This window comes from Clostridium zeae (assembly GCF_017312485.1).
In the GTDB taxonomy this organism is placed as follows: Bacteria; Bacillota; Clostridia; order Clostridiales; family Clostridiaceae; genus Clostridium_AR; species Clostridium_AR zeae.
The window spans coordinates 730,990-746,840 of record NZ_BMBA01000001.1; the positions used below are offsets into that span (position 1 = coordinate 730,990).

Below are 15,851 nucleotides of genomic sequence, written 5' to 3' on the forward strand. Positions count from 1 at the left end.
AAATTTACTTTATCACCTTCGTGTAACACGAAGTCAAGAAATTTTAGCCACTTTAGCAATCCCTTATTTGGCTTGCAGGTGTAAAGTATTTTAATAAGAAATATTTCATTATTATGGATGCACAAATTCACTATAGAATCTATATTTCCGAAGCGGCATATTAGAAAATTCATAGAAATAATCATAGGATTAAAGGATTTACCTTTAGATTACTTACATCTTATCTTAATCAATTAAATATATCTAATACCTATTTTACATTTCAATTCATGCCTTTAAGTCATTTATTATTAAGTCAAAAGAGCACATAATCAGACTGCTTTATCTGTTTATGTGCTTTTAGTATAATTATGACTTCCTTATTACTGAAATTGGTATAATAATATAAAGTTATTTGAATGTAAATTTTACTATTCTAAATCTTCTCCATTTGTTTCGATAACTTTTTTATACCAATAAAAACTCTTTTTCTTGCTACGTTTTAATATACCTCTACCTTCATCATCCTTGTCCACATATATAAAGCCATAACGTTTTTTCATCTCTCCAGTAGATGAACTTACTAAGTCTATACAGCCCCAAGGCGTATATCCCATTAGTTCTACTCCATCTTCAGTTACTGCATCCTTCATAGCCTTTATATGTTCTCTTAAATATTCAATTCTGTAATCATCTTCAATATTTACATTTTCATTAGGGATATCTACAGCACCCAATCCATTTTCTACAATAAATAATGGTTTTTGATAACGGTCATATAGTGAATTTAATGTTATTCTAAGACCAAGAGAATCAATCTGCCATCCCCATTCACTTACTTTTAAATATGGATTTCGTAGGGTTGGAAACAAATTGGCCGCTGTCTGCTTTGTATTTACTTCTGGATCAGCACTTGTTAGACGTGAACCATAATAGCTAAATGAGATAAAATCAACTGTATTATTTTTTAAAAGTTCTTCATCACCATCTTCTATTTTTAAATTTATATTCATTTTTTCAAACATCTTTTTTGCATAATTAGGATATTCCCCTCGAGCCTGTACATCAATAAAAAAGTAATGTTCCCTATCTCTATTCATTGCCTTCCAAACATCTTCAGGAGCACAAGTATATGGATAAGTATTAGCACCTGCTAACATACACCCTATCTTAAATTTGGGATCTATTTTATGTGCTATTTCAGTTGCTTTTGCACTTGCAACTAATTGATGATGTGCTGCCTGATACTTGATAGATTCTTCATTTTCACCTTCTTCAAATACTAGACCTGAGCTTCCGAATGAAAGATGTAATATCATATTTATTTCATTAAATGTAAGCCAATACTTTACTTTATCTTTATAACGAGTGAAAAGTGTTTCACACAATCTTTCGTAATGATCTATCATCTTTCGGCTTCTCCAAGAACCAATTGTATTGACTAAATTCATTGGAACATCAAAATGAGTTATAGTTACTAAAGGTTCTATCCCATATTTTAAACATTCATCAAAGACAGCGTCATAAAATTTTAATCCTTCTTCATTTGGTATTATATCATCTCCATTAGGAAAGATTCGTGTCCATGCGATAGACAGTCTAAAACACTTAAATCCCATTTCTGCAAATAGCGCTATATCTTCTTTATAATGATGATAAAAATCTATTGCTTCGTGACTTGGATAATAATGCTCTTCATCACACTCCAGCATTTTCATCTTTCCTCTCATTACAGCCACACGATCTTTTCCTGCTGGGATAACATCAACTGTAGATAACCCCTTATTTCCTTCTAAATATCCACCTTCACATTGGTTTGCAGCTGTTGCTCCCCCCCAGAGAAAGTCATTTCTTAATGTCATTAAAATCCACTCCTAAATAAATATTTATATTTTTAAAGCTAACAATTCATCACTATAATCAATATCTCCACTGCAATTACTAACTACCTCAGAGTACTCATGTGTATTAGTAATTATAATTGGAACTTGAGTTACATACCCTTCTTCTCTTATTTTTTCTAAATTGAAGGTTAATAAAGTTTGTCCTTTAATAATATTTTGGTCTTGTTTAACATGAGCTTCAAAATACTTTCCTTTTAGATCAACTGTATTTAAACCTACATGTATAAGCATCTCCACTCCATCATCTGATAATAACCCTATTGCATGTTTTGTTGGAAATAGCGAAACAACTTTCCCATTGAAAGGAGAAACTACTTTTCCCTCACTAGGTTCAATTGCAATTCCTTTGCCCATAGCTTCTGAAGCAAAAGCTTCATCTTTAACTTCACTTAATGGAACAACCTTTCCTTTTAATGGGCTAGTAATAGTTGAATTTTTAACTTCAGTCTTTATTTCTGCTGTTTCTTCGATTGTTTCATTTATTTTTTCATATTTAAGGCTTAAAATATATGTTAATACTGCTGTAACAACACATGAAATCACTAATGCGATTATAATATTATATAAAAATTGCATTGTGTTATCACCAATATAAAGTAATACTGCTGGTAATCCAGAAGATCCAGTGGCAAAGCGATGTGTATGAGTTAATCCTGCATATAACCCTCCAAAGCCACCACCTATCATTGATGCAATTAACGGATATTTTTTAGGAAGATTTACTCCATATAAAGCTGGCTCTGTAATACCCATTAAGCCAGTAATTCCAGCTGTAGTTGCAAGCTCCTTTGTTTTCGAATCTTTAGTTCTTAAACTTACTACAAAAGCAGCTGTACCTTGTGCAATATTAGAACAAAGTGCTCCAGGTCCAAAAATACTATCATATCCTAAATTCGACATCTGCATAACTCCCAATGGTGCAACCCCATTATGTATACCGAACATAACCATAATAGGTAAGAAAGTACCGATTATAACTGCTGGTGCCCAACTTGCGTTTGTACTTAAAAAAGTAAAGAATACTGCTAAATAATTACCTAAAACACTTCCTATTGGTCCAAGGATTGATAAAGCTAATGTTCCCATAATTAAAAAAGTTAACATTGGCACAAATACCAACTTTACAGCTTCAGGAATATACTTTTCAAGCCATTTTTCTACATATGACTGCACTAGTACAACCAATATAATTGGTATTACACTGGATGTGTATGTAGTTAATGTAAATGGTATCACCCCAAAGAAATTAACTGCTTCTTTCTTAGCTACTAGTGCTCCCCAGGTTGGATGAAGCATAATACATGCCACTGATACTGCTAGTATTGGATTGCATTTTAACTTTTGTGCTTCTGTAAAAGCTAAAAGAATCGGTAAGAAATAGAAAACTCCATCTGCAAAAAAGTTCAAAATAGTATAAGTCTGTGATGTCTTAGATATCAAATTAAAAACAACCAACAATGCAAGTAATGCTTTTATCATACCTGCTCCAGATAAAGCTGGTATAATAGGCTGGAAGGCTCCTGTAACAAAGTCAACCACACTTCCTAATATACTCTTTTTTTCATTTATTTTAGCTTCTATCTTTTCTGTTTTTCCACTTTTAGGTTCCACATTTTTTTCAATTTCTTCAAAAACAGATTTTACATGTGGCCCAATTACTACCTGAAACACTCCTCCATTAATGATAACTTTTGCAACACCATCTAATTTTTCTAGTGCTTCTTTATTTGCTTTACTCTCGTCCTTTAACTTAAATCTTAATCTTGTTTGGCAATGATACACATCATCAATATTTGCAGTTCCACCAATATAGGCTAGTATTTCATTTGCTAATTTCTCATATTTTTTACTCATCAATAACTGCTCCTTTTCTTTTATTTTTATAACGATTACAAGTTCTAGAAATAATTTTACTTAAATGTTATTTTTCAAAACTCTATAATAAATGCCTGTTGAATTATAAATTTTATCTCTCAAAAAATGTAACCGTTTCATTTGATAAGCTTATATTATCACAGAAAAAAACGTATTCAACGTTTATGCTAAAACTCGCAACAACGTTTTATTTTAAAGATATGCAGTGATAAAAACATGAAATATTCTGAAACAATTTATATTGCAAATAAAAATTTATTGTATCTCTTCTAATGATGTTTTCAATAATATATTGATGGTAAAACAAGTGTTTTGTTTATTTATTAGATTTATAATAAATCTTATCTTTGTTATTCCTGTGTATTTTCCTTCATATTATTAAGGCAAGCAATTCTAGCCTGTTCTAGTTCTCTTGAATTTTGTATTTTATAATTAAGATTTTCTTGATAGTTTCGTGCAAAATAACAAGAATATAAAATATTTAGGATGTGCATGATGGATTCTTCCGTGGTATAACCAGCGATTTTGCTATAAAGACGTTCACGAGAAGATATCGTTAATATGCAGTGGATTTTCTCTCTCATATAGTTATCTCCACCACTTGTAATCCCAATTAGTGAAACTTTATTTTCTTTTAAATTCTTTATAAAACTCATTGGCTCACGCTCTTTGTTATTTCCTGAATATGAAATGATTATTGCACAATCATTTTCTTTAAGTGTAGCAGACATCATTCCACCTTCTCCAATTGGGGCAACCTCTACTAATCTTCCAATAGACATCATTTTTCTTCTAAATAACTCTTCAATATAAATACTAGGACTATATCCGAATAATACGATACGATTTGAAGACAATAAAATCTCCACTGCTCGTTCTAATATTTTCATATCCATTAAATCAGCAGTATCTAAAATACTTTCAACTTGCAAACTACTTAATTTTCTTATTATTTCTTTCATTGAATCAGTCTTAACAAATGGAAGATTAGGACTAATATCAGAATAATGGGTTTTCTCATAAAAAGATTCTTCTATAAAGGACTTCATAAATTCTTTCCACCCTGAAAAACCTAGTGTCTTTGCGAATCTTACCAATGTGGCTTTTGATGTGTATGTCAAATCTGCAATTTCTTGCATTGAGTAATCATTTAGTTTATTTTTTTCTCTTAATACAAATTCACCAATAATCTTATTAGTTGTATTATTTTGCATTTTAATCTCTTCAATCTTTTGAAATAAATACATAAAACTCCTCCTATAACTATTAACAGCAATTAATTATCAATTTAGATAAGTTAAATAACCTTAAACTCTTTCCACCTGCCACTCTTAAATCTAACAATATATATAATAGAACGAAGCAGCCAATCAAAGCCCATGGCAAGCCAAATGCCTATAACCCCCATATTAAACACAATACCAAGGACATAACCAAGGGCTAGGCGCAAAACAAACATAGAACCAATAGAAACAATCATGGTAAATCGTACATCTCCTGCAGCTCGGAGTCCGTTTGGAAGAGTAAATGCAACTGGCCATAAAAAGATTGCAAAGCAATTATGAATTATTACAAGAATATAAGTTAGATGATGAACTTCTGAAGACAGAGTATATAAATTTAAAATCATAGGAAGCAGTACAATTTGAGCCAAGCTAATGCTCAAGGTTCCTATATAACTAATCTTTGTGAGTCTCTTATTGTAGTAAGCAGCTTTTTCATAGTCCCCTGCTCCCACACATTGACCAACTACAGTTACTATTGCAAGATTCATTGCTGTGGCAAAACTTATTGCAATGCCAACCAAGCTGTTGGTTATTCCATTTGCAGCAATTTGAGCTGTACCAAAAAGCGAAATAATGCTAACAAGGAGAACACGGCCTAGTTGAACAATTCCGTTTTCTAATCCATTAGGAATAGCAATATTTAGAATTCTTTTTATCATGCTTCCCTGCCAGGAAAAAATCTCAGAGAACCGAATAAATATCTCATTGTTTTTATTTAAGGATAGGTACATCATAATAACTGCAGCAATTCCTCTTGCTATAAGCGCAGAAATGGCAATTCCCCTAACACCAGCATGAAATACGAAGATACCAATTGCATTTAAAGCTACATTAGTTACATTCATAACAATGGAAATAGTCATAGGAATACGTGAATTACCCATTGATCGGAATAATGCAGCACAGGAATTATATATAGCCAAAAAAGGATAGGATAATCCTGAAATAACAAAATAAATGATGGCAGCTGTCATAACATCCTTGTCCACTCTGCCAAAAAGAATAGATAGAAGTGGTTTATTGAGTAGAAGGGCAATCAGCATGATTCCAGTAGAAATCACTGTAGTAATAGTAATTAACTGACTTGCAGCAAGACAAGCTTTCTCTTTTTGTTTACGTCCAATATACTGGGAAACTATCACGGCTCCACCAGTAGCAAGTGCGGCAAGCACATTTATGAGTAGCATATTTATCATGTCTACCAAGGATACTCCAGAAACCGCCGCTTCGCCTGCATAAGAGACCATCATTGTCCCAATTATACTGACGATGATAATGAGAATTTGGTCCAAAAATAGAGGAATAATTAATTTTTTAAGTGCTTTATTTGAAAACATATAACACCTCAGCTTTCACAATGTCTCATTAAATATAATATTTTTGCCATTTTATTACCTCATTATTAATTAGTCTTTATCTTGTATATTAGATAATCCAAAGAATCTAAATTCTTATGTTTATGATGTATTTCATCTAATAGTTTCTTCCTCTGCTGCTTCAATATAAAGATTATTTCCTCATTTGAGTTTTCTCCTTGCTTTGATAATTCCATATACTTCAATATAGATTCATTACTAAGTCCTGCATTTTTCAAGGTAATAATCATGCTAAGATGCCTAATATCTTTGTCCTCATATTCTCTAACTCCATTGATTCTTTTCACATGATCAAATAATCCTATTTTTTCATAATATCTTAATGCAGACACAGAAATGTTAAAGTTGTTGCTCACATCTTTGATCTTCAATGTTCTACCTCCATTCAAAAATATAAAGCCCTATTTCAATATGATTTTTCAATTTTATTTAATCTACGAAGAGTAAAAGCCTCACCAGGTGCAAGCACATGAATTCGTTCTGGATTTTCAACAAGTCCATATAAATCATCTGGATCAGCATTGAATGCATCCATATTTGGAGCATCTACACTCCCCCAATGAGAAAGTAATAATGGTGTGTTAGGATAAGCATTTGCCAGTTTAACCGCTCCTTGAAGTCCAATATGCCATGAATTATCAGAAAAATCAAAGATGATAGCATCTGGAACTGGCATTTCTAAATGTTCAGGTAGTAGTCTGGAATCACCAGGAATCCATATAGTGCCGTCTGAAGTTTCTAACCAAAAGCCGCAATAGTCTTCAAATTTAAACACTCGAGTATATTTCTTTTTTTCATTTTGCCATGCATGATCCGCAGGTGTTAAAGTAATTTTTATAGTTCCTACTTCAAAAATTTCTCCAATATCATGTCCAAATCCATGCAATTCTTCTTCTTTCATTAATTCAGATACATAATGTGGAGCATGATATTCTTTACATACATTAGCAAGCTTCTTACAAGTAACTCTACTAAAATGATCATTATCGCAATGAGTCACAAATACCCCATCTAAATGAGGCACATTTTCAGGTAAAATTGGCATGTCTATAAGCAGCGGCAAATCGAACCCTTCTAAAAGAGGATCAATCATAATACAAGTTCCTTTACTGTTAATAAATGTTCCTGCATTTCCTAGCCAGCGAATAATAGTTTTATCTGACGAAGAAAATGCTTCTGCTCCAAATGTTTGTGTTTTCGGTGCATGAGCTTGATTTTTCTTTTCTAATTTATTCATGTATTTCCCCTCGCTTTACTTTCAAAACTTAACTATATTTAAATTTTTATATTTCCATATAAAATAAAAAAAATGTAGGTTCCCTTTTGGTTACCTACATCTTACCTTATACAATCAGGCATGACTAATACCTATTTTACATCTTCAATTATGCTTTTAAAGCATTTACAATCTTTTCAATAAATTTTGTTGTTGCTGCTGAAAATACTTGGTGCTTTTTCCATACTATAACCGTTCCTGTTTCCAATTTAGGATAGAAAGGTTTAAAGCACAGATTGGTTTCATCATTTATATTAACTAATTTGTCGAAACATATGGCATATCCTAGTCCTTCTTCAACCATAATTGCAGCATTATAAATAAGGTTATAAGTTGCAATGATGTTGAGTTTTTCATATTGTGCACCAAACCAGTTTTCAATTTCATTTTGAACTATAGAACGCTTAGTATTAATAATTGACATATTAGTAAGGTCTTCCGGTTTTATATACTCCTTTTCAGCCAAAGTACTGTCTTTTGGCACGAGAACTCCCCATGTTTCCTTATTGGGAAGCCTAATAAAATCATATTTTTCAATATTAACTGGCTCCGTCAATAAACCGATATCTATAAGTCCTTTATCAATTCTTTCCTTAATATCATCTGCATTACCACTATATAGATTATATTTTACTTGCGGATACTCTTTGTTAAACTTCTTAATTATACCTACAAGAACATGCATGGCATGAGTTTCACCAGCACCTATAAATATTTCACCGCCAATGAGATCATCCTGTTCAATGAACTCCCTTTCAGTCCTATCAGCTAAATCCACAATTTCTTCAGCTCTTCTTCTTAGTAGCATTCCTTCATCCGTAAGAGTTATCTTAGACTTTCCTCTTATAAATAACTGAACTCTTAATTCTTCTTCCAGCTGCATCAATTGACGAGATAAGGTTGGCTGAGTAATATGTAGTATTTCTGCGGCTTTAGTAATGCTTTCTTCCCTCGCAACTGTTAAAAAATATCTTAGTACTCGTATCTCCATCTCTGTTTCTCCATACATTTATTTTTTCTGCCAACTTGAATTTTTTATTATCAAATTTAATTATAATCCATATTTTTGTCTTAATTCTATTATGGCTATCTTTTTATATAAAATAACAAGAATGTTACAAAGAACTTAAATGTTGCTTGCACTTTTTACTTTTAGAGAACTATGTGAAGCATATAGGAGTATACTTTTTTAATTCATTACAGAAATATATCTTTATACTAAATATATAAGACAATAAAAAAGTAGCTGAAGCGACCTTATTCAACTACTTTTTTGCATCTCTGACCTTCTAAATGCATATTAGAAAAACTATTCATGATAATTGTACAAAATTAGTGGTTTCTTTTAGCTAATAGCTGCCCACCTACCCCAATATTTTCCGGTTCATTTTCCTTAATTAATACGATAAATGCCTGCTCTGGTACATTCATAATTTTTGAAGCAGTATTTGTAAACTCCTTAACCAACTGACTTTTCTGTTCTTTATTTAGTTTTCCAGCTTCTAATGTGATTACTGGCATAATCTCATCTCCTTTTCTCAATATAATATTTTCTGTTGTTTTCAATATTATAAACACATAGTAAAAATAATAATAGTCAAAAAAGTACCTCCTTACCTTGCTATACTATGGATTTTCCCATCTCATATGCTAACTTTGGATAATCTGTAGTTTCGATTACTTCTCTTGCTGGACATCCTTTTGCTAACAACATGCCTGCATCTTTCCAATTCAGATAACGTAAAATGGCTTCATAGGTTTTTTGGAGTCCTTCCATGGTGCCATCATCAATCCCATAGGCAGCTGCAAAAAGCATGGCTTTTTTATTTCCTGATAGCTTGTCATTGCTAGCATGGAAACGGTCTATAACTGCTTTTATTTGTGCAGACATAGTGAAATAATAGATCGGAGTTACAAATACCACCACATCTGATTCAAATAACTTATCAATAAGTTTGCTCATGGAATCCTTGTGAACACATTGAGAATCATGGGTTGCACAATATCCACATGAGACACAGGGTTTAACATTCTCAAAAGCTGCATCAAAACGATATACATCATGTCCAGCTTCTATAGCTCCTTCAATGAATTTTTCTGCCAATAAAGCAGTGGTACCTTTCCTATTTGGACTTCCTGTTATTACTGTTATTTTCATAGCTATTTATCTCCTTCTCAAACAGTATTTTTTATACATCAGGTTTCCTGACATATTGACTATAGACCCTTAAGTCAAGTTAAGGTCAATACTATTTTTGAAAAACTTCGTAAAATGTATATTATATAGATGAATCACTTCATAATTAAATTTATATTTTCAAATTCTCCTCTCAGAACCCGTGAGAGTTTTAAAAATAGATTTCGGATCAAAGTGGTTCATCTTTAAATAGATTTAAACTTTGTCCATTTATCATTTTTATAATGAAATTCAAAAATCATTGATTTTATAATCCAATCTACAAACATAGCGACCCAAGTACCTAGCATTCCCATATGAAATCCTATTGCAAATACATAAGACAAGGCAATTCTGCAAAAAATCATAGATAAAATGCTCACAACCATTGGGAATTTTGCATCCCCAGCTCCTCTGAATACAATAGGAAGCATATAACCAGATGGCCATATTAAAATCATCAAAACTGCATGTGCAATAACTATCTTCCATGTCATGGATGTAGCATCTGCCGAAAGATTATAAACATGCATAATCATTGGCATTAAAAGTAATACTATCACAGAACTAATAATAAATCCTAAATGGATGATAGTTCTCACTTTTTTCTTATAGTACTTTGCCTGTTCAAAATCTCCAGCTCCCACACATCTTGATATAATAACAGAAAGCCCCAAGTTCATTGCCATACCCGGCAGCACTTCGAACATAACAATAGTTCCTGCAACAGAGTTAGCTGCTATTGATGCTGTTCCAAACATTGAAACAATACTTAATACAATCAGTCTTCCGAGATAAAACATCCCATTCTCAAAACCGAAAGGTGCTCCGATATTTAAAATTCTTTTTATCATCGCCTTATCAAATTTTTCAGCTAAAAACTTGGAAATTCTAAGCTCGCAATCATTTTTATGTGCCATAAAAAGAATAATCACCGCTGCACCAATCCTTGAAACTAATGTTGGAATTGCAACACCTGTCACACCCATATGAAACCCTGACACTAATAATGCATTTCCTGCCACATTTATAATATTCATAACAATCATAATTTTCATTGGTAACTTAGAATTGCCTATAGTACGGAATATCGCTGCACCAGAATTATATAAAGCTAAAAACGGAACTGATATGGCTACTATCATAAAATAATGATCTGCTGCATCTGATACCTCTTTTGTAATAGCTCCAAATAAATGATTTAGAATCAGCGGTTTAAAAATATATAGTAATACAGTTATTACAACTGATAACAATAATGAACATTTGACTAGTTGATTTGCTGCTTTTGTTGCTTTTACATTATCTTTGCGCCCAAGATACTGTCCCGCAATTACTGCTCCCCCTGTTGCTAATGCTGCAAATATACTAATGATTAGCGCCATAATAAAATCTACTAATGACACCCCGGATACAGCTGACTCTCCAACTTGTGCCACCATCATAGAAGCTGCCATTCCAACGGTATATTCAAGTCCCTGCTCTATTATTAGCGGTAAAAACAACGTAACTAAGTCATGATTTGAAAAAAAACGTTTCTTTTCTAAAGCTGCTTCCATTTCATCTACTCCATTTTCTCTTGTTTTTTTACTTAAAAAAGTTAAATAAGCGCATTGAAGTTCAGTACTTTTGAGCCCATTTAGAAATTTCTTTTTCTGCTCCCTTAACACTACTTCCTTTAATAGAAAGACCTTTTTCTACTTTGGCACCTGGACAAAGCTTCTTAATATCGCTTTCACTACGTCCCATGCCACTTCCTTCATGAGTACAGAAGGGAATGATTTTCTTTCCAGATAGATCATAGGTTTCTAGAAAGGTAAATACAGGCATAGGAAAAGTCCCCCACCAGTTAGGATATCCTAGGAATATTACATCATAAGAATCCATGTCATCAACCATACCGGTTAGATCTGGTCTTGCATTTTGCTGTAGCTCTCTCTTAGCTACTTCTGTACATTCTGTATAATCCTCAGTATAAGGATTCACCGCTTCTATACGAAACAAATCCGCTTCTGTTATTTTTCGAAGCATTTTCGCTGCCACTTCTGTGTTGCCTATAGGTAAATTTACAATATTGCCACTCACATAGTTATTGCCTTCTCTTGTAAAATAGGCTATTAAAGATTTTCCACTCATTTTTAGTCCCCTCTTTCTTGATCTCTTATTATTACCCTACTCCTTGGAGCTAACTCCAAGTCAATAGTTTTTTATTGCCGCTCTTGTAAAATGAAAAGGTAAATTCGTGAGTGCAAGGTTAAATTCATGTATAATGACAATTTTCTTTATGAATAATATTATCAACAAAGCAAGAGACAGCCTAAACCACTACACGCCGTTTAAGCTGTCCCTGCTACTACAAACTTAAGATCTTTTTAATCCTTTTTCTTTCTTTCCTATTGTTTCCTCATATCTGGCAATCTTGCCATTTAAACGTTCTACTGTACTCTTCATTTCTTCCATCTTTGATACAAGATTGTCACGCTGTTCAATTAAAAGTTCTTTTCTTGCTTCAGCAGTCTCGTCTCCTTCTTGGAATAGGGTAACATATTCAATTAAGGCTTCTATTGGAAGCCCTGAACTTCTCATGCATTTAATAAATTCAACCCATCTACAGTCTTCTTCTGTATAATCTCTACTCTTACTTTTACTGCGATTCACAGGAGGAATCAATCCTATACGTTCATAGTAACGGAGCGTATCCTGTGATAGGTCAAACTTTGCACTTACTTCTGCAATGGTCATATTTTTGTACCTCCTAATATCTAAATAATTATAGATCTCGGAGCTAGCTCCAAGACAATTATATTAAACTCTAAAGCATTTTTTATCTACTAATTAACAATGTATTTCTTTTTCCTCAAGTAGATCTAAGGCAAAATTTAAAACCTTTTCTCCATTTACAATACTAAAGTCTACTGCTGATACTACAACTACCGGTACTCCTTCAGGTTCATATATTTCCTTAACATTTGGGAGAATATATGCTACCTCTGGTCCAATTAAAACTACATCTACTTCATCAGCTTATTTTTCTATTTGCCTCTCTAAAAATATTTTAATATATATATCTAAGCCTCTTGCTTCTGCTTCTTGTTCCATTTTTTCTGCTAGTACCCTTGCTGTATTTTCAGCAACACAAAATAAAATTATATTTATCATAATTAACCTCACGCTGATCTAGTTTCTTGAGACTTAGTTTATCACTTGGAGTTAACTCCAAGTCAAGTTTTTTTGATCCCTTGTCTGTAAAATGAAAAGGTAAATTCGTGAATGCAAGATTAAATTCATGTTTAAACTTCATTTAAATAGAATTAGTTAAAGCCAGTAAAACAAGTAACTTCTTGTTCTACCGGCTTTATTGAAATTTACATTTACTTTTGGTTATACTATTTATGTCTATTTTCTGCGGATTTCCATTCTCCTATGATTTCTGTTGTCACAGGGTCACACAAATCATCATAATTTTCAATTTTATACTTTATTATATCCGAACACTTTTCTAATTCTTGCATTTGCTCCTCAATATTATCCCTTATTTCAAAAAGAATACCTCTTCTATCTTCCTTTGTTGCTTCTCCTTCATTTGCAAGCTGGAGATATTCTTTAATAAGTTCAAGTGACGCTCCCGCCTTTTTAAAATTCAAAACTAATTCCACCCAATGAATTGCTCTTTCATCATATTCTCGTATACCACCCTTAGTCCTTTTTATAGGTGGTATTAATCCAATACGCTCATAATAGCGCAGATTATCTATAGATACTCCTGTTCTTTGGGCAACCTCTTTGATATTCATATGATATTCCTCCTTATTCTTATGTTGAAATGATAATGCTTCAAATATATTTTTCTAAATATTTCCAGAGAAATATTATCTACTTTTTTTCTACACAACTTTTTATATCATGTTTTATCTACAATTTACTTCACAGTTATTTTATTCAAGCTTTTCTATTCATTACAAAAGGTTATTGAATTAAATTCTAATGTAATCTAATATAATATACAACACCTTGTCTAATTTTACATCTAATTTCTTACTATGCTTATAGTTATGGAGGACGAAAAGATGAAAGTAAAATTTAGTTCAATCGATAAAGACTTGAAGAATACTGGAAGATTGTTTAAGCTTCTTAATAATACTTATACTGAATCAGGATTACGCTTCATGCATAAATTGAGCCGTAAAAGCAAAATGAAAGTAAAAGATAAGACTATACAATTCTCAGAAGAATATATTGTCCGAAAAGATGGCTCAAGACTGCGTATTTGCATATTTAAACCTCTAACTTTTAAAGAAAATGTTCCTGGTGTTCTATGGTTACATGGAGGAGGTTATGCGCTTGGAGCTCCTGAGGTATCTAAGTTATATGCTAAAAAGTTTATAGAGGTCAGTGATTGTATTGTTATAGCTCCTGATTACAGGCTATCTATTGAAGCTCCTTATCCCGCTGCTTTGGAGGATAGTTATGAAGCACTTTTATGGATGAAGAACCATGCAAAAAAACTAGGTATTCGTTCAGATCAGCTAATGGTCGGAGGAGACAGTGCTGGAGGAGGACTAACTGCAGCGCTTACTTTATATGCTAGGGATAAGAAAGAGGTAAATATTGCCTTTCAAATGCCCTTGTACCCAATGATTGATGACAAGATGACAAGTGAATCTGCAAAGGACAATGATGCACCAGTTTGGAACTCTAAATCTAACTTTCTTGGTTGGAAGCTATATCTAGGTAGTCTTTTTGGTACAGAAAATGTTCCATATTATGCCGCTGCTGCAAGGTCAGAAGATTATAGCAATCTTCCACCAACAGCAACCTTTGTGGGAAACCTAGAACCTTTCAGAGATGAAACCATTCAATATGTAGAAAACTTAAAAAATGCTGGAATACCTGTTCATTTTGAAATTTTCAATGGATGTTATCATGGCTTTGATCAGATATGTCCTAAAGCTGAGGTAACTAAAAAAGCCCATGAATTCCTTGTTAATTCTTTTAAATATGCGAAAGACAATTATTTTGCAAAGCAAGATACGGAGAATTGAAGTGGTTTATAAAACTATAATCTAAAAACAGCTTGAACAATTATTCGAGCTGTTTTTCAACCTTACAGAGCCTATATCAAAAACATTGCAAGAATACTTCCAATCATACGCGCAAATTTTATTTTCAGCACATTTGTATTATTTGGCAAGTAATAATTACAGTCTTTTTCCAGCCATCTGTTCTTTTGCCAATATTTATAGTCAATGTTATCATGAGACCTGCTACTCTTTTGCCAGCTTAATTGTTGGATTTTGAATGCAATAAGTGAATATAATGAAGGCTTAATAACCAAATTTCTTTTCATAGTATCAAACAAAGTACTTGCTATATTTTTACAATCACTGCCGTATTTAGCTTGCATTTCGATAAAGTCCATAAGTCCCCCAGTTCGAAATTTTTTCTGTCCTGCAATACTAATACCCCAGGTTGTAAATGCATTTTTTATTGTATTTATCGTATGATTTGATGCACCTGCACCTGAAGTAGTCACAATATATGCTACCTTACCGGCATAAGCAGGTCTATGGCAATTAAAGGCCATTCGGTCTAGCCAGTTTTTCATTATACCATTCACATCTTCTACATACACTGGACTTGCTGCTAATATTCCATCTGCTTCACGTATTTTGTCCCTAATTGACAGTAAGTCATCCTTCAGTGGACACAGCTCTTCTCCTTTATCAAAGCAAACTCTGCAACCACGGCATGTATTTATGTTACAATGACCTATTTGTACTCTTTCAATCTCTAGATCTATCCTCTTAGTTTTAGCAATTGATAAAAGATAATTTTCTATCAATTCAGCAATTCTGCTTGTATTGCCATTTGTTCTATAGCTACTGACTAATGATATTATTTTCATAATAGCCCCCTAGAATAAATAATCTTTAACCACACATAAATAACCAACTCTTTTATATAAATATGCGTAACACA

16 protein-coding genes are annotated in these 15,851 nt (G+C 32.6%); 1 reads left to right on the plus strand and 15 read right to left on the minus strand.

Annotation, left to right across the window (positions count from 1 at the left end; all coding sequences use genetic code 11):
* Nucleotides 1-410: 410 nt before the first annotated feature.
* From J3477_RS03375 to J3477_RS03435, 14 genes are all read right to left on the minus strand, one after another.
* Nucleotides 411-1,841: a 6-phospho-beta-glucosidase gene (locus J3477_RS03375; protein WP_206868155.1), complete on the minus strand. Its 1,431-nt coding sequence runs from the start codon at nt 1,839-1,841 to the stop codon at nt 411-413.
* Between the two features lie 24 nt (nt 1,842-1,865).
* Entirely contained in the window at nt 1,866-3,737 is a 1,872-nt protein-coding gene (locus tag J3477_RS03380) for a beta-glucoside-specific PTS transporter subunit IIABC (protein ID WP_206868156.1), read from the minus strand.
* A 371-nt stretch (nt 3,738-4,108) separates the two neighbouring features.
* On the minus strand, nt 4,109-5,005 hold the full coding sequence (locus J3477_RS03385) for a MurR/RpiR family transcriptional regulator (protein WP_206868157.1): 897 nt from the start codon (nt 5,003-5,005) through the stop codon (nt 4,109-4,111).
* Between the two features lie 50 nt (nt 5,006-5,055).
* Complete coding sequence (locus J3477_RS03390; RefSeq protein ID WP_206868158.1) at nt 5,056-6,381, minus strand: MATE family efflux transporter; 1,326 nt, start codon at nt 6,379-6,381, stop codon at nt 5,056-5,058.
* A 65-nt stretch (nt 6,382-6,446) separates the two neighbouring features.
* Entirely contained in the window at nt 6,447-6,791 is a 345-nt protein-coding gene (locus tag J3477_RS03395; RefSeq protein WP_206868159.1) for a MerR family transcriptional regulator, read from the minus strand.
* Between the two features lie 35 nt (nt 6,792-6,826).
* On the minus strand, nt 6,827-7,657 hold the full coding sequence (locus tag J3477_RS03400; protein WP_206868160.1) for an MBL fold metallo-hydrolase: 831 nt from the start codon (nt 7,655-7,657) through the stop codon (nt 6,827-6,829).
* Nucleotides 7,658-7,805: 148 nt separating this feature from the next.
* Nucleotides 7,806-8,687, minus strand: a complete 882-nt coding sequence (locus J3477_RS03405) for a LysR family transcriptional regulator (RefSeq protein ID WP_206868161.1) — start codon at nt 8,685-8,687, stop codon at nt 7,806-7,808.
* A gap of 341 nt (nt 8,688-9,028) precedes the next feature.
* Nucleotides 9,029-9,217, minus strand: coding sequence for a 4-oxalocrotonate tautomerase DmpI (gene dmpI / locus J3477_RS03410; RefSeq protein WP_206868162.1), 189 nt, complete (start codon nt 9,215-9,217; stop codon nt 9,029-9,031).
* 100 nt (nt 9,218-9,317) lie between these two features.
* Nucleotides 9,318-9,854: a flavodoxin family protein gene (locus J3477_RS03415; protein WP_206868163.1), complete on the minus strand. Its 537-nt coding sequence runs from the start codon at nt 9,852-9,854 to the stop codon at nt 9,318-9,320.
* A gap of 224 nt (nt 9,855-10,078) precedes the next feature.
* On the minus strand, nt 10,079-11,431 hold the full coding sequence (locus J3477_RS03420; RefSeq protein WP_206868164.1) for an MATE family efflux transporter: 1,353 nt from the start codon (nt 11,429-11,431) through the stop codon (nt 10,079-10,081).
* Nucleotides 11,432-11,492: 61 nt separating this feature from the next.
* Nucleotides 11,493-12,008, minus strand: coding sequence for a flavodoxin (locus tag J3477_RS03425; protein WP_206868165.1), 516 nt, complete (start codon nt 12,006-12,008; stop codon nt 11,493-11,495).
* A 225-nt stretch (nt 12,009-12,233) separates the two neighbouring features.
* Entirely contained in the window at nt 12,234-12,614 is a 381-nt protein-coding gene (locus J3477_RS03430) for a MerR family transcriptional regulator (RefSeq protein WP_206868166.1), read from the minus strand.
* Nucleotides 12,615-12,896: 282 nt separating this feature from the next.
* Nucleotides 12,897-13,031, minus strand: a complete 135-nt coding sequence (locus J3477_RS26225) for a hypothetical protein (RefSeq protein WP_284691972.1) — start codon at nt 13,029-13,031, stop codon at nt 12,897-12,899.
* 227 nt (nt 13,032-13,258) lie between these two features.
* Nucleotides 13,259-13,666, minus strand: coding sequence for a MerR family transcriptional regulator (locus J3477_RS03435; RefSeq protein ID WP_206868167.1), 408 nt, complete (start codon nt 13,664-13,666; stop codon nt 13,259-13,261).
* A 273-nt stretch (nt 13,667-13,939) separates the two neighbouring features.
* Here J3477_RS03435 and J3477_RS03440 point away from each other — a divergent pair, with 273 nt between their 5' ends.
* Nucleotides 13,940-14,914, plus strand: a complete 975-nt coding sequence (locus tag J3477_RS03440; protein ID WP_206868168.1) for an alpha/beta hydrolase — start codon at nt 13,940-13,942, stop codon at nt 14,912-14,914.
* A gap of 71 nt (nt 14,915-14,985) precedes the next feature.
* Here the strand turns inward: J3477_RS03440 and J3477_RS03445 are convergent, their stop codons facing one another.
* On the minus strand, nt 14,986-15,777 hold the full coding sequence (locus J3477_RS03445) for a flavodoxin family protein (RefSeq protein WP_206868169.1): 792 nt from the start codon (nt 15,775-15,777) through the stop codon (nt 14,986-14,988).
* Nucleotides 15,778-15,851 lie beyond the last annotated feature (74 nt).